The sequence below is a fragment of the Aporhodopirellula sallentina SM41 genome, from assembly GCF_000346505.1.
Taxonomy (GTDB): domain Bacteria; phylum Planctomycetota; class Planctomycetia; order Pirellulales; family Pirellulaceae; genus Rhodopirellula; species Rhodopirellula sallentina.
The window spans coordinates 1-16,166 of sequence record NZ_ANOH01000155.1 but is presented as its reverse complement, the minus strand read 5'-3'; the positions used below and the strand labels follow the sequence as shown (position 1 = coordinate 16,166).

At 57.7% G+C, this 16,166-nt stretch carries 10 protein-coding genes; 3 read left to right on the top strand and 7 right to left on the bottom strand.

Annotated features, from left to right (window positions below):
• The 4 genes from RSSM_RS34665 to RSSM_RS10205 all read right to left on the bottom strand — a co-directional run.
• Nucleotides 1–2,228 (bottom strand): VWA domain-containing protein (locus tag RSSM_RS34665; RefSeq protein ID WP_044302148.1); only part of this gene is annotated, 2,228 nt, incomplete at its 3' end.
• Nucleotides 2,229–2,306: 78 nt separating this feature from the next.
• Nucleotides 2,307–2,918: an RNA polymerase sigma factor gene (locus RSSM_RS10220; protein ID WP_008677602.1), complete on the bottom strand. Its 612-nt coding sequence runs from the start codon at nucleotides 2,916–2,918 to the stop codon at nucleotides 2,307–2,309.
• A gap of 761 nt (nucleotides 2,919–3,679) precedes the next feature.
• Complete coding sequence (locus RSSM_RS10210) at nucleotides 3,680–4,900, bottom strand: hypothetical protein (RefSeq protein WP_008677597.1); 1,221 nt, start codon at nucleotides 4,898–4,900, stop codon at nucleotides 3,680–3,682.
• A 124-nt stretch (nucleotides 4,901–5,024) separates the two neighbouring features.
• Nucleotides 5,025–5,300: a hypothetical protein gene (locus RSSM_RS10205; protein ID WP_008677593.1), complete on the bottom strand. Its 276-nt coding sequence runs from the start codon at nucleotides 5,298–5,300 to the stop codon at nucleotides 5,025–5,027.
• Nucleotides 5,301–6,251: 951 nt separating this feature from the next.
• Here RSSM_RS10205 and RSSM_RS10200 point away from each other — a divergent pair.
• A complete protein-coding gene (locus RSSM_RS10200) occupies nucleotides 6,252–8,507 on the top strand; it encodes a glutamine synthetase III family protein (RefSeq protein WP_008677588.1) in 2,256 nt (751 codons plus the stop codon).
• A 239-nt stretch (nucleotides 8,508–8,746) separates the two neighbouring features.
• Here RSSM_RS10200 and dinB read toward each other — a convergent pair whose 3' ends face one another.
• Both dinB and RSSM_RS10190 read right to left on the bottom strand, forming a co-directional pair.
• Nucleotides 8,747–9,907, bottom strand: a complete 1,161-nt coding sequence (gene dinB / locus RSSM_RS10195) for a DNA polymerase IV (RefSeq protein ID WP_008677583.1) — start codon at nucleotides 9,905–9,907, stop codon at nucleotides 8,747–8,749.
• A 182-nt stretch (nucleotides 9,908–10,089) separates the two neighbouring features.
• Nucleotides 10,090–11,304 (bottom strand): alpha/beta hydrolase, encoded by a 1,215-nt coding sequence (locus RSSM_RS10190; protein WP_008677582.1) that lies wholly within the window; start codon nucleotides 11,302–11,304, stop codon nucleotides 10,090–10,092.
• A 471-nt stretch (nucleotides 11,305–11,775) separates the two neighbouring features.
• Between RSSM_RS10190 and RSSM_RS10185 the strand changes: the two genes are divergently transcribed.
• Nucleotides 11,776–14,700, top strand: coding sequence for a hypothetical protein (locus RSSM_RS10185; RefSeq protein WP_144059709.1), 2,925 nt, complete (start codon nucleotides 11,776–11,778; stop codon nucleotides 14,698–14,700).
• A 22-nt stretch (nucleotides 14,701–14,722) separates the two neighbouring features.
• On the opposite strand, the gene RSSM_RS10180 is transcribed toward RSSM_RS10185, so the two are convergent.
• Nucleotides 14,723–15,316, bottom strand: a complete 594-nt coding sequence (locus RSSM_RS10180) for a hypothetical protein (RefSeq protein ID WP_008677577.1) — start codon at nucleotides 15,314–15,316, stop codon at nucleotides 14,723–14,725.
• 198 nt (nucleotides 15,317–15,514) lie between these two features.
• Here RSSM_RS10180 and RSSM_RS10175 point away from each other — a divergent pair, with 198 nt between their 5' ends.
• Complete coding sequence (locus RSSM_RS10175; RefSeq protein WP_144059708.1) at nucleotides 15,515–15,718, top strand: hypothetical protein; 204 nt, start codon at nucleotides 15,515–15,517, stop codon at nucleotides 15,716–15,718.
• The last annotated feature ends 448 nt before the right edge of the window (nucleotides 15,719–16,166 follow it).

The following is a 16,166-nucleotide window of genomic DNA, read 5'->3' as shown; positions in this document are numbered from 1 at the left end:
AGCGTCCCGGCAAGCTGATCCGACAACACCTTGCGGGCTTCGGCGATCGTGTCGACGAACGCGTAGTTCCCTTCGGCGTCGTTGGAAATTTTCTCCATCATCGCGTCGTTATGGTTCCCCATGCCGAAACCGAGAACCGTCAAATCGATACCCGACTTTGCCTGCCGACGGGCTTCCCGGACCAATTGATCCGTCCCCGTCATGCCGACATTGAAATCGCCATCGCTGCACAGGATCACACGATTCACCCCATCCTTAAGGAAGTGTTCTCGGGCGGTATCGTAGGCGAGCTGCAATCCGGCACCGCCGTTGGTGCTGCCGCCGGACCGGAGCTGCGTCAACGCACGGCGGATCTTCCGTCGATTCTTCACCGGAGTGGAATCGAGCACGAGCCCCGCCGAACCGGCATAGACGACAATCGCAACCTGGTCTTCCTCGTCGAGTTCATCGAGCAACACCTTCATGCCGTCGATTACCAGCGGCAGTTTGTTAGCCGAACTCATCGAACCGCTCGTATCGATCAAGAACACGAGGTTGCACCGGGGACGCTCGGTATCGGTCAACGTTTTGGCTTGCAAACCAACCCGCACGAGCCTGTGTTTGGGCTCCCACGGGCACACCGTCGCGGTCATCGCGGCAGCGAAAGGATCGGTCGGCTCGCCATCGATAGAGATCGGTCCGGTGTAGTCGTAGTCAAAGTAGTTGACCATCTCTTCGATACGAACGGAATCAGGTCGCGGCAATTGGTTGCGTTGCAGATAGCTGCGCACTTTCGTGTAACTAGCCGTATCGACATCGATCGACAAAGTGCTGAGCGGATGCTCGGTGACGCGTTTGAATTCGTTCTCGTGGATCGGTGAAAACTTGTCACCCGACATACCGGGGCCTGTCCCCATCCCCAAAGTTCGATCAACGGAAACCGGTCCTTCGAGGACATCCAGCAGGTCGGTTACAGCTTCGGCGACGGGGACCCCCTGTCCGATTCTTCTCGTTCGTTCGCGGGCAACTGTCGTGTCGGTCGGTAGAGCATACCCGCCCCGCAGAGTACCCCGAGCTTCCGAAATCGGTTGTGGCTTCACGGCAGACTCATTGGAAAGTACCGGCCCCGATTGGCTCTGCCCCAATTCAGCGGTTTTCGATTTCGCACGATCAGCTCGCCCTCGCGAACTCTCGGACTGATCCGAAGCAGAAAGACTCTTGGACTCCGGCAGACCGGAGGCCCGCCCCATATCCATGCCCATGCCCATCGACATGTCCATTGCATCGTCGCTCATCATCATGTCAGCATCCATGGCCATCGCCATATCTGCATCCGCTTCCATCCCCATTTCCATTCCCATCATCGACATGGAATCCGCCTCGGCAACTCGCCCACTGGCAGAGGGCGATCGGGATTCTGGTGGAGCGGCAAGAAGCATCGCATCCTGCGGTTTGCTCTCCGCGACGTCCTGTTTCTCCGCAGCAGCGGCGCCGCTAAACGCTCGAGGTTCCGCAGTGGCAGCACTGGTCGACATTGGCTCCATATCCATCGCCATCGCCATCGGCTGAGGCTTCTCAACGCCGCGCCTGCCTTCTGTCGCTGACCCACCGTCGCTCGCCAACAAACTCCTGTTTGCCGGTGCATTCACCTTCGCCGCCGGCCCGCGGGTCTCGGCGAGTGAACTTTCCGCGCGACGGCTCACCACCTCGCTCTCTTCGGAAGGAGACGATTCCTCTGCCAACCCCTCAACCAACCCGGCGTCCATCGCAGAACGCTCGATCGAAGACGGCTCCATGGGCGATGCCAGATCGCTCATCGCCGTTTGCGTTTTGGACCGAGAGATCAACGCCGGTAACGCCAATCCGACCATCAGAACCGACGCGGCGACCGCCCACAGCAAAAAGCGTGGCTTGGACGTCTCCGCGGTTGATGCCCCCGCAACCGATGCGATCGGCGCACTCGACGCACCGCTCTGCTCCTCCTTGGCAGCCGCTGCGATTCGCTCCCGCCGACCTTCGTCGAGCGTGGTCGCCGGCATCGATGCGAAGAAACCGGCTAACTTATCGGTGACCTGCCGAGCTTGCTCGACCGCAACGACGAGTTCTTCATTTTCCTTCATCGCCGTTTCGAAGTCGGCGGTATCTTTCGGCGACAACTCGCCCATCACATACGCGGTGATGCGTTCGTCGTCCCACGTGGAAGAACCATCCGTTGGCCCTCCCGGTCGATCGTTATGTTCAGATGACATGATTTCGAACCCAAAAATGTTTTGTTGATGAATTGGCCTGGGTTGCCCGCGTCGATCGCGTGGCAACATGAGCCCGGTTCAGGTCGCGACGAGTTGCTTTCGCAGCGACGCGACGGCTTGATGCAGATGAAAGCCGACGTTGGACGTGGTCAGCCCGGTGACCTCCGCGATCTCGCGGTAACTCAACCCGGCCTGCATCCGCAATTGAATGATCTCGCGTTGCCTCGGCGTCAGTCCGCCAATCGACTCGGCAACCAAGCGATGTTCTTCGCCCGCGACGGCGACGTCGTCAGGCAGCGGACCGGGATCCAAGATCGCGGACTCTGCGGATGACTCGCCCGAACCGTCGGATTTCTCCCGCACGGCAAAACTTTGGGGTGTTCGTTTACGTTGCATGTCAATCACTCGCGTTCGACAAACCGTAAACAACCATGGTGCCAAACGTGCCGCAAATTCGGCGAGCGTCGGAGGCTCATCCGAACTCGCCACATCACGTGTTTTTCGACAAAGTTGCAGAAAGGTTTCCTGCACCGCGTCTTGAGCCGCACATCGGTCACGAAGCAACCCGGCGGCGTACGCCAGCAAGCTGCGTTGATGCTCGTCGACGGCGCGAGCGATTACGTCGCTCGGATCGTCGAGAACATCCGCCGATGACACGCCCGCGTCTTGCGACACCGCTTTGGCTGCCATGGTGGTTCAATTCGGTTTGAAAAAGGGATAGAAGAGCGACGGAACCGATCCGCCTACGAGTGACAACGCACCGATTCGAGATTTATTAGGAAAACTCTCGAAATCGATTCATGACGCTGGTGCGTTGGAAAGCAGCGTTCGAGGCGAAGTCGCCGAACCGCTGCGTTTTCCACACAAACTCAGTACAAGATAGCATCCCACCGGCAATCCGCGTGCGGGGAGCATTTCACTTGCAGATTGTGCCCTATAGCGTGCGGCAGGTCACTCGCAACAAAACGAAATCGTGGCATCGATCCCGCGATGACGCGTGGCGCGATTGATTGGTCGAGTGATGGAAAAGATCACGTCGCTACAGTTCTCCAGGCCGTTTGGCCTGGGCTGAATTAGAGATGCCCCGTTATTAGATGCCTCGTTGGGGCGTGAAGAAATTGAAGGCGTCTCGGTTAGGCGTGAGGACTTGAGGGACGCGACATAGGAACAGAGGGGAATCGGTGGCGAGTTGCGTGGATGGAACCATCCGCTCCCGTTCATACCTTTCCCCGTATTCGGCCCGCACGAAGGCCCCAAAAAGCAAACCGCCCCAATGGGACGACGCTACGTCAGCCCAGGGCAACGCCTTGGGGCCGGCAACGCCTTGGGGCCGGCAACGCCTTGGGGCCGGCAACGCCTTGGTGCCACCCAAACGTCCGAATCCAAGCCTCAACGAGGCGTCCCTAATCGATCTGATGCGGGCAATTTGTCTAGATTGATGCCGCCTCGTATCATTCGGCCAACTTGACCTCGACGATCGGTCGCAGAATCTGTTTCAGTTCCGCGTTCTTCGTCGAACGACCTGCTACCATCGCCGATGCTTGCAACTGAGCCAAAGCGACCCGTGCGGCTTGGACGGAAGATTTCGGGTCGGTCATCGAGTATTTCACTTGATTGGCATCCAACCGGAACTGCACCCAACGTGCGTCAAACCGGTTGGCTTCTTCGACTGATGCGTAGCTTTGCAAACGTGAATCCGGGATCCGGTCCGACGGTCGCATCGTCCGGTACGACTCGGTGGAAGCAGCGTCTTTTTCATTGCTCGCGTTTTGGACCTCGTCCTTCAGACGGCCTCGCGCGAGAGCGTTCGCCAATTCGTCTTCCCCCGTGACGACTTCCGCCGGATCTTCGAGATCAATGTCATCATCCATGTCGCCCTGGTCCGAACTTCCGTCGTTGGTGGAATCAGCGCCACGCAAATTTTCAACCATGTAGTCGACGTCGTGGTCATAATCATCCGAATCGTAGATCGAATCGGTGCTGTACGGCAGCGACGATGACAACGTCCAACCTTCTCGATCACTGATCCGGTCTGATGCTGGGCCTGCGATCGCGTCGGGGTTGGCCGCGGCAATCGCACCTTCGATCGCGTCTTCCTGAGCGTCAGCGACATTCAATCGCTCTTGGGGAGTTTCGTCGACGTAGTCGTCAACGCGGTATTGGTCGATATCGATGCGAGCTTCACTCGGCATCCGCTCATCGTCCAAGCCGGGATCTTCTTGCCCCGCCGGGGTTTCCGTGTCGAAACGCTTGACCCCAGTTGCGTTTTGGGCGAACGATCGCAGTCTCGCATCAATCTCGCCCGACCCCGCGTCGGTCATTTCGGCGGACTCGCGAGATGTACTCTCGGCAGATTCCACTCGCCCCCAACCGAACGCCTCGAGCGACTTCACTGCCTCATCAGAAACTTCGACGAGGCGTTTCATTCCCTCGTGCTGCTGTTCGTTTTCCGCGTACCGCATCCCCTCGACTGCCAACTTGCGAGCCAGGTTCGCGTCGCTCCAAACCACCCCGGCGAGAGCCCAATCGCTGATGTCAGACGCCTCCGCAGAAGCGACGCCGCGTGGCAGAGGTTCCTCGCCAGGAACACTGCGTGAAAACGCGGAGACAGAGAGGAACGCTGTGGCGGCTAGAAATGTGTTCAGTGACACGCGGCGAATTCGAAATGACATGGATCGATCCCTGACGAGAGAAGCTGAGAAGAAACAGACATCACCCGCCGGTGGCGAGTGCGTCGAAAAAAAAGAGCGTGGCGTGGGCGGAGACTCGCCAGAGCACCGCCCCGCGACAGACGTCTTACTCGTCCTTCGGCAATGAAACGTCAACGTCCGGCAGCGACATCGTTCGCTCTTTGCTATCGACGTCCACATCCACATCGGGGACATCCACCTTTTTCTCTTCCATTGAAACATCAACGTCTGGCGTATCGACGTCGTAGGTAGGCATCGCACCGGGCTCGGCGTCGACATCGACGTCCGGCAAACGACCCTCGGAGGTTTGCTCGACATCGCAACCGGTCGTTGCGATCATCAGGCCACCGGCACACAGGATTGAAAGAAATTGCTTATACATCGCAGGCACTCTTCATTATTTGGTTGGCGGTCTTTTGCATCGACATCAAAGACCACTTGGAGTTTGTTCGCGTCGATGGAAGAACACTTACGCAACCGTCGTGCCAACAATGAATCGACCTGCAATACGACACGAACACTGGTCTCTGATCACTTCGCTCGGATCAAAGCAAACCAAATCACGACGCAACGCCCAACGATTGGTCGATGATTGATCAACTCCGCTAGCTATTGGTAGCTTGCTGCTAGCGATTAGTTGTTGGCTGTTGGACCGTTTCAAAGAACGGTGTAACCAATGTCGCCAGACTTCGGAGGCCTGACTCCGGCGAGGCAAGCTACGGGGATTGGACGCGCTAACTCTCCGAGCGATCTCGCCCCAATCCCTTGCCTGTGAATCGAGCACTTCGCCCCCGCGGAAGCGGCAGATGCCTGAAGCGGGGGCTTGAGCCACTTTGTGATAAACAGCACAAGCAGGACTTTCGAGAAAAATTAACATTTTGTCGTCGCCTACGTCCCCTTCGCTGCCCACGCTAATCCGTTAAGGCGTCCTGAACGCCGTCCCGACCGAACGCGCATTATTACCCCATTCTTTGGCGTAGCCGTTGCGACCTGGTTAATGCGCAGGCACGCGAAATGACAATGATTTGATCACAACCGACATCGGTTCACCCCGAAGATGGACGCCCGTCAACGAGGCCGCTCCGGATACCGAGTCGCATGCAGAATCAAATTGTTGCGAAGGAGGTCGCGTGCATCTGAGCCAGGAAGGCAGCATTCTCTTACCAACGCGGATCGTCGATACCGCGTCACGCTGACTCCCCGTGCGTTCTCTCCCGACGCGTTGCCTCGCAATGAATCGCGAACGCTCTCCAGTCGATGGCCCCTATCGCGCCGCGTGCGCTGACCGGTCCATCGTTCCTGTTTACAAAATCTCTTTCTACCAGGAGCTCAAATGAGCACGACGCTATCGCCACCAAACACATCCACGACAAATTCCCCCGGATCGGCGCCCGGCCCATCGTACAGCGGCGGAAAGACCCCGCGCCAGGCTGCCGTCACGACCGCGATGAGTTACTCCGGAAAGGGGCCACAAATCAGTTTCGTCGACGTCCCCGCGCAGGAGTACTACTCCGCGAATGTCTTTGGGAAGAACGTGATGAAGGATCGGCTGCCCAAGTCGATCTATAAATCGTTGATGGCCACCATCGATTCCGGTGAGAAGCTCGATCCCGAAGTCGCCGACATCGTCGCATCGGCGATGAAAGATTGGGCGATGGAAAAAGGCGCCACCCACTACGCTCACATTTTCTACCCGCTCACCGGCGCCACCGCGGAGAAACACGATAGCTTCCTGTCGCCAACCACCGACGGCAGCACCCTGTCGGAGTTCAGCGGCAAACAATTGATCCAAGGCGAACCGGACGGTTCGAGCTTCCCGACCGGGGGCATCCGTGTCACGTCCCAGGCTCGTGGGTATACGATTTGGGATGTGACCAGCCCAGCGTACATTCTCGAAAATCCCAACGGAGCGACGCTGTGCATTCCGACCGCGTTCGTTTCATGGACCGGTGAAGCACTCGATAAGAAAACGCCAGTCTTGCGTTCGATGCAGGCCCTCAACAAACAGGCCCAACGTATCCTTAAACTCTTCGGCCATCAGGACGGCGCGTTCGTCGCCTCCACCGCCGGCCCGGAGCAAGAATACTTTTTGGTGGACCGTAGTTTCTACTACGCCCGTCCGGACTTGATTGCCGCAGGCCGGACACTGTTCGGTTCCAAACCTCCCAAAGGCCAAGAGTTCGACGATCACTACTTCGGCGCGATTCCCGAACGCGTGCTCGCGTTCATGATGGAAGCCGAACGTGAACTGTTCAAACTCGGCATCCCGGTCAAAACACGGCACAACGAAGTGGCACCGGGCCAATTCGAAGTCGCACCCGTGTTCGAATCGGCCAACGTCGCCGCCGACCACCAGCAATTGATGATGCTCATCCTGCGTCGCACCGCGGAGAAGTACGGGCTGTCGTGTTTGATGCACGAGAAACCGTTCGCGGGAGTCAACGGGTCCGGCAAACACGTCAACTGGTCCCTCGGCAGCAGCTCGCAAGGCAACATGCTCAGCCCCGGTGACACGCCACACGAGAACGCGCAGTTCCTCGTGTTCTGTGCCGCCGTCATTCGCGCCGTCTATCGCCATCAAGGCCTTCTGCGTGCCGTTGTTGCGTCGGCGGGCAACGATCACCGCCTCGGTGCCAACGAGGCTCCACCGGCAATCATCTCGATCTTCCTCGGCGATCAATTAACCGACGTGTTCGAGCAAATCAAAGCCGGGGGTGCCAATTCGTCGATCCCGTCGGGCACGCTCACCGTCGGCGTGGACGTCTTGCCGCCACTGCCCAAAGACGCCGGAGACCGCAACCGCACCAGCCCGTTTGCGTTCACGGGGAACCGTTTCGAGTTCCGCGCCGTCGGTTCCAACCAATCCATCGCCGGTCCGCTCGTGGCGATGAACACCATCATCGCCGAATCGGTCGACTACTGCGCGACCACGCTCGAGGAAGCAACGGGCGGTGACCCGAGCAAACTCAACGCGGCCGTTCAATCGTTGCTGACAGACATCATCAACGAATGTTCTCCGGTCATCTTCGACGGTGACGGCTATTCCGCCGAATGGCACGAGGAAGCCGCAAAACGCGGTTTGCTGAACCTCAAAACCACCGCCGACGCACTACCACAATTGATTAAACCTGAAACGGAGGAACTGTTCGAGTCCTACGACGTGCTCTCCGCCCGCGAGCTGCACAGTCGATTCGAAACCTACGTCGAGCAGTATTGCCTGTCGATCGATGTCGAAGCCGCACTCGCGGTTCAAATCGCAAAGACGCAGGTTTTCCCTGCCGCGATCCGCTATCAGTCCGAGTTGGCGGCAACGTGTGCAAACCTGAAGAACATCGGGTACGAATTCGATACCGACACACTCGATGCGGTCACCAGTCTCGTGAAATCACTGCAAGACAGCATCTCGCGGTTGGAGTTTGCGATTTCAGACGCCGATGAATCCGAACCGATGGTAAACGCACGACACCACTGCGACGCGATTCTGCCTGCGATGTTGGAAGTCCGCAAATACGTGGACAAACTCGAAGGCTTCGTCGCCGATGACCTCTGGCCGCTACCCACCTACGCGGAAATGTTGTTCATCAAATAGGTGCACCCATTTTTTCTTTGCTGGGTGTGGGAGGCGTTTTTTGCACTTAGACACCGACTCCATTTCAGCATGAACGCAACAATCTCCGTCGACGATTCGTTCGTTGGCGGAGTTTGTTGTTTTAGCATCCACCGATCGCCGTAGTGGATCTTGTGAAAGATCCCGCTGCATGAGGATCTTTCACAGATCCACTACACCAAAACAGAGCCAACACAAACCGACAATATTCAGCTAGGCTCTTACGGCTGCTTATCCAATGTGGTTCCGCGACGGATCGCTCCCTTGCCGAACCGGTCGAGAATCGAATCGGTCGTTTGGTCGACTTGTGCGTCACGGTCGTGATCGTCACCAAACAGTTCCAACTGCCGGGTCCGCGTCGACGACAAGGAACTGACTCCCATCCCGACCAATCGAACGGGCTGTTCGATTCGAGTTCGCCGCAGCAACAAGTCACGAGTCGCCTCCCACAATTGTTGCGTCGAGTCCGTTGGCGTCTTCAATGTTGCCGATCGTGCGATCGTCTGAAAGTCGTTGAACCGCACCTTCAACGTGACCGTGCTGCCGAAACGCGAATGCCGCCGGAGTCGCCGGGCAACCTGTTCGGTCAGCCGCAGCAGAACAGCCTTCAACACTTCCATGTCGGACACGTCTGATCGAAACGTGGTCTCATGCGAGATCGACTTCGCCTCGCGATCGGGCACGACCTTGCGATGGTCGCGGCCCCACGCGAGAGCATGCAGATGGTTCGCCGAACTGTTACCGATCGCCTGCGTGAGTCGCTGCAGATCGATCCGGCGGAGCTGCGAGACGTTGTAGATCCCGAGCCGGCCGAGTTTCTCTTCGGCACGTTTCCCCACACCCCAAATTTTGGAAATCGACAACGGATCGAGGAACGCATGCACGCCGTCAGGATCAACGACAGTGAACCCGCGAGGTTTGGCGTGACCGCTGGCTACCTTTGCGAGAAACTTGTTGGGTGCAACGCCTACCGAGGCGTGTAGTTCGAGTTCGTCGAAGATCGCCTGTTGGATTTCCCGACCGATCTTCACCGCCGGGCCGAACAACGCTTCACTGCCCGTCACATCCAAGAACGCTTCGTCGAGCGACAACGGTTCGACGAGCGGTGTGTAGCGATGAAAGATCTCACGGATCTTCTTAGAGATGCCCGCATAAACATCCATCCGCGTGCGAACCAAAACGAGGTCGGGACAGCGTTGGATCGCGGTCCTGATCGGCATCGCGCTGAAGACGTTGAATTTGCGAGCCTCATAGCTCGCTGCCGCAACCACTCCCCGCTGCGTCGACGTCCCACCAACGACAACCGGCTTGCCACGCAGACCGGGATCATCCCGCTGTTCGACGGACGCGTAAAAAGCGTCCATATCGATGTGCAAAATCATGGGCAGTCGAGTGAAAACGGGCTGGTGTCCATTTCGCCATACGCGATCACCAAATTAGAGAGCCAAACTCACCGCAGCGGTACCCGACCAGGACCAAAACCGCCTGCGCGCAAACCTGCCCGCCCGCGATTCAACAATCGCGTTCCGCCATTCAGTCCGCCATTCAGCGTTCAATCCACTATTCAACGTTCATCGCCGGCGAATTGCTCTTTGAGGAAATCCACCGCGACGTCCCATCGCCGGTTGTACGCCATCATGTCTCGCGTGCTCTCGACCGTCTGCACTTCGCAATCGACGCCCAACCGATCAGCCTTCTTCTTCAATTCGAATCCGAATATCGGGTGGTGAATCCCATCCATCGCGTTCGCTTCGGCGATGGCCGGGTCACTCGATCGTCGATAGAACATTCGAATCGGCGGGTCGTCGGCGGTGAGAAGCTCGATCGGCGAATACGCTTCGATCAATTGATGCTTTTCGTCTGAAATCTCATTCGCGCGATCGATGTCGTAGCCGAACAGTTGCTGCAACCCGTCCCCCTTCCAGGCCTCGCCGGGAATGTGTTCCTTGATCCAGCGATAGTCGTACGACGTTTGGGCATTGAGCAAGATGAGCGCCGACACGCGAGTGGATTCCCGCGACACCGGATCATCGGATTGCCGGTCGGCTTGGTCGGGATGAAACGCGATCCACTGCGACAACCCGGCACCGGCGGATCCTCCTCCCATCGCGATTCGGGTTTTATCGAGATTCCACTTTTCCGCGTTCGCGCGGATCGTTTGCAACGCCCTCGTGCAATCCTCAAAACAAGCCGGCGCGATCGCATGTTGGCTCAGCCGATAGTTGATCGACACGTAGTGGATGCCCATTTCGGTGAATGCGTTCGCGAACAAAGCTCCCTCTGACTTATCGCCCCGGCGAAAGCCACCGCCGTGAATCCAGATCATGCAGGGCGCCGGCTCATCCGAATCGGTCTCGGCCAGGTAGACATCAAACACATGACGCTCGTGTTCGCCGTACCGCACGTTCGCAAAATCAGGCTCCGGGCGTGCTCGTCGTTGCCCTTGCATTTGTCGCTGCTGCATCCGCCGACGAAGTGCCTCACGCGGCGATTGGTCCATATCCCGTTCGGACGAATTGGCGTTTGCTCCAGCCATCCGCGAACGGATCTTCGCCAAACTCGCCGCCGCATCCTTGAGCACCAACACCCCGTCACCGTCAGTATCGAGTTGCCCGAACAAACGATCAGGACCGGTGAATTCGTCCTTGGTAAGTTTGCCATCGCCATCGACGTCGTCCTTGGCGATTCGCGAAATGAATCGATCGCCCATCGATTGCCCCACAACGATTGCCGGAGTCAACAACGCCATCAAAGTTACAGTCAATAATTTTGCGGCCATCGATCGGCTCCTATTCGAAAATTGCATCTGACTCCACCACATCGCTCGCTAACACCGCCCGCGTGAAACCATTGAGCGCATCGACAAATCATAGCCGACGCGAGTCGCGATAAATCGCGCATCCAGGCAGGCCACTCGCATGGCCATTCCCATGCCTACCTGGCCAAACTTTCATCACGCTTTGGCCACCACAAATCTACCGGGGGGAGCGATCGCATCTCGATGGTCCGAGCGGCATTTCTAAGAACGCTCAACAATCCGAGATGAGCACAGAAAGCTGAGCAAAACGCAGATTGGTCCCCGTGTGCCGTTGCCGTTCGACCGCAACCTCATCCGGTACTTACGACAACCTCGCGATCTCACGAAACACCGTCCGCCATCACTCACAACCTGATTTGAGTGGATGCGCGGGTGCGTTTTACGTCGGTCTTGCAATTGACGCGATGTTCCGATCGGCGGTATCGGTTATTCATGAAACCTTCACGCATTATTCGTTCGTCTGATCGCGATGCGGCAACGTCGAATTCTGGGGCTATCCCTGGTTCGACATTCCCGCAATCGGAGAGTCTCGGATCGACCGGAAACGCCCGCCCAGCCCCCGATCATGTTCGCCACCTGCGGACGCTCGGCAACGGACGAGCGGCGACCGCGGAATTGGTGGAAGCCCGTTGGGCGGACGGTCGAACGGAACTGTACGTGGAAAAAGTTTTCGCGCCCGGCCGACTGACACGTTGCATCTACCGTTTCGCCTTCGCGTCGCCGTTCCCCTATCAATCGAACCACGACGCCATTTGGACGTGCTTCTACCGCAGGCGAGTCATCGCCGAAATGCTAGAGGGTCAGGCGATCTGCGACCGCAAACCTGCGTCCGCTAGCGTCGCATTGCCGGCATACGTTCGCTACGACCACACCCGGCGAGCATTTGTGTTGGCAGCCGAGTTCATCACGGGTCGCGGGCCGATTCCAACATCTTCCGAAGTGATCGCGCCGCCCCTCCATCGTAACGATGCCCTATCAAACGACGCCCCATTTAATGCCCCCCCGTCATACGAAAACGCGCCAAACAAAAACGCGTCAACGAAGAACGAAATGTCCGACCTCCTTTCGCGGATGCGGGACGTCGAACAAAGCTTGATTGACTGGGGCTTGGTCGGATCCGGTTGGCAAGTCTCACCGGGCGCGCTGGTTTCCACCGCCAATCTCCTGATCAAGACGCATCCATCTTTGAAAGTGTTTCGAGCGGATAACAGCGACGAAAATCTCGACGAAAAACACCTTCCGCACGAGCGTTACACGATCATCGATCTCGAATCAGGCATCCCCGCCGTATTGCTTTGGCGATACGTCTGGCAGAGTTGGAAACAAGGTTCATTGTTTCCGTTCGATGATCTCGAGCCAACCACCTTGCGAGCGTCGTCACAGCAACTCGCCGATCGACTCGTTCAAATCGGTGAAACAAAACGAGCCGCGACACTTGTCGCAGACGTCGAAAATTTAGTCACTCACGACGAGCGATGGAAAGCCAGCGAGATCGCTCCGTTTCGCAAACCGTGGACTTGGTTCTCAAACAAACGCCGCCAAACCTACCGACAGTGCTGTGTCGATCGATGGCAGCGAAACGGAACGGTTGATTCGGCGTTTGCCAACCAACTGCACCGGAGCACGTTCCGATTCGCATGGTTCTGGATCGTTTCGCTCTGCTTGCTAGGTTCCGCCGGTCGGTGGTTACGAAGCTGTCTCGCCAACGAACAGCATCGCCAACGCGTTCGAAAGTTCGCGAGTCATTCCCGCACCCGATCCGCCTATTGGTTGCGATTCCAGAACGGCTGCGTAAAGACCTGGAAGAAACAGCAACGCTGGCCGCGGACTCCAACAACTGCCATGCCTGGACGCAGACAATTGTCGCGCATCTCGTTTTGCACGAACCGCATCCTCGGCATGCTCACCCCAGCCGCGGTTCATCGGTATTGTGTTGACCAACATCGTCGTCGACGTCGCAATCGACAGTTCGCAGCCTTCCTTACCCGGCGTGGCTACCAAATCGCGGTCGGACGCAGGGCTTTTCGCTCCCGGATCAAACATTGGCATTCCCGCGGTTGGCTTTCCGACGAACACGCCACCGAGTTGAAAGCGCAGTTTAGCGGTCCGCAGCTCGCCGTCTATTCGCGCGGCCTCGGCATGCATCTCGGCATCAAAATTCTCTACCCGCTGATGGCTCCACTAAAGGTCGGTGGGATCGCGGTGGCAGTCGCGAGCGGGAACGTGCTGTTCGCGTTGGTGCCGATGTTCGCACTCCCGATCCTGCGAACGATAGTCACGCTCTACAGCTCGATCGCGAATCGTTCCTTGAACGTCCCCCATCGCCATGCGTTGTGGATCGGAATGCTGCCCACGATCGGCTCGGCAGCGTTCATCGTGCAGATGGGGGCAACCAATCCGCGAATCTCTGCTTTTCTCCTGCGAGACCTCGCGGCCAGGTTTGCCCGAAGGATTCCCATCTACGGCGGCCCCAATTCGCGAACCGAACACGCCGCTTTGGCTCTCACTGATCGCTGGCTCCGGTTGACGTCCACCTACAGTCAACGATTTCACAACAAGAACAACATGCCCCACACGTCTTCCCCTGAATCGCCTGCACCCGATTCATCCGTTCGCTACCGCGATGGCGATTGCCTTTGGTGGCCGTACCGCAACGTCGTGCGAGACGCGTTCGTGATCGCATCGGTATGCTGCGCCGTCCTTTATGCGTTGCAACGCAGCCTCTCCGACGCCGCATCCAATCCTTGGTTGACCGGAGAGAACGGCGCGCTCGAAACGCTGCAGTTCTTCACACTCGTCGCAACCGCTCTCGTGGCAACGTTCGCGTTCACTCGCGTGCGTCCGTCACGTTATCGCAGCATCGCGTTCGCACTCGTTTGCGTTGCGGCCGCCGGAGCATGCCGCGAGATCCCAAAACGTCGGCCCTCTTTACCGGTGAACGTCGGCGACCTCAACGCAGCCGGCGGGATCGAGTTCGTGTTGGCGTCCAACACCAAGCACGCGATTATCGGCATCGCCATTCTCGTCTGGCTCGCCCGAGTCGCCTACGGATGGGTGAAGTTCCCCGATGATCGCCGGTTCTGGTTCACCCCTTCGTTCGTTTGGCCTGCGATTCCGTTCGCTTGCAGTTTTGCCTTGTCACAGTTTTTTGAACACATGAAATGGCTGATCGCGGAGGAGAGCATCGAACTGTTCGCGTACATGATGATGCTGACGACGGCCGCGTGGATCGTCAAAAACGCGAGCGAACTCAACACACCGAACCTCGCCGTGATTGGCAACAACCCGGAATCACCGACGCGTCCGAACGACTGCCGATTGAAAAGCCGATGGGCGGCCTGCAAGAAAGCAGGCTGACGGCCGACAGCAAAACCACCGGCTAATCAATGTCAGTGACGCTCACCATCACGACGAACGGTTCGCCTGCCGTCGATCCGAAAAGCAAACGTGGTTTTCCGATTTCGTAGATTTGAGTCGCGTCGGTTGATTTCGTAACAACGTCCGCGGGCATGTCTTCCCCTCGGTCCGCTCCCAGCCGTGAGGTCGCGTAGTTGATCGAACCGATCACACCTTTGAGATGAGGGTTCAACTCAATTTGGATGAGTGTTCCCAAATCAAAATCTTTCGTTTGACGCACGACGCCTCCACGCCCGGTTGCTGTGCCCGTGACGACCGCGACCCTTCGACCAAACTGAACCATGCTTTTGATTCCGGTCAACGTGGTCAGCCGAATCGTTTCCGCGGGCGAGATTCGGCGGTCGCGAATCATCTTCAAAATCTCCGCCTCGGTGGAGTCGCTGTCAAACGCATCGTCGAAGCGATACTCCGCGACTGAGATCGAGTACTGAACCGGCTCGGTCGAAACAGCACTCACGTTGGCAGCTTTCGATGAAGACGCAGAAGCAGCCTCGTCGGCAAACGCAACACGGGTGAAGAAGGCGAGTACGAGAAGACAGAGCAAACGACAATTCATTGAAAGACTCCAGGGCGGGGACACGCGACGCCCATATTCTATTCGAAACGCGTACCTGCCATGGGATGGCTTTGATGATGCAGCCAATGTGAGTGGCGGCGCGGCGCCTACCAAACGGCGGCCCCAAGTTTGGAACGGCATTTGCGTCGGCCACCAGGCATGAACCAAAACCAGCTATCGAACTCGTCCAACCCATGGATGATATTTCCATGTCCACAGGCAATCGCATCGCCGCCACGCGTCAGCCTGCTCGGATTGTTTGCCGCGTTCCTGCTCTTGAGCATCGGACTCCCGTTTTCCGCCTCGCACGTGTACGCCCAGGACGCCGTCGAACCGTCCGCCCTCCTGGACACGGATGAGAAACCAATCGACACACCGGAGAAAGTGGAAGCGGAACCGTAACCCGCCGACAACGCCTCGATCCCGTCAAGGACACTGCCAGTTGTTGACCACGAAAGACGCGAACGACACGAAAATACTTCTCCGGGCGTTTCCCATTGCGGTCGAACGCCCCGCCACGAAACGGCGTGATCGCATCGCAATTGCGCCACCGAGTAGGCCGGATCAAGGAACAAAGTGACGCCGCTCCGGCATGGGAGACATGTACCGCCGGAACAACGCTGCGATTAGTTCGGCCAATGAACAAACCATGGTTGCTGGGTGACACCATCCGATTCTCTATTCGACGTTCCCTTGCGTTGACTGGATATCAAAAACTCGCATGACATCGTGCAGTTCATACAATCAGTCTCTGTCCCCATTGGTGAGTCTCGAAACGCACCGCGGCTACCAAAAAAGTCACCTCTAACGCGTTCTCCAGTGCAGTGCATTGGCCAATCGGTACCTGGTA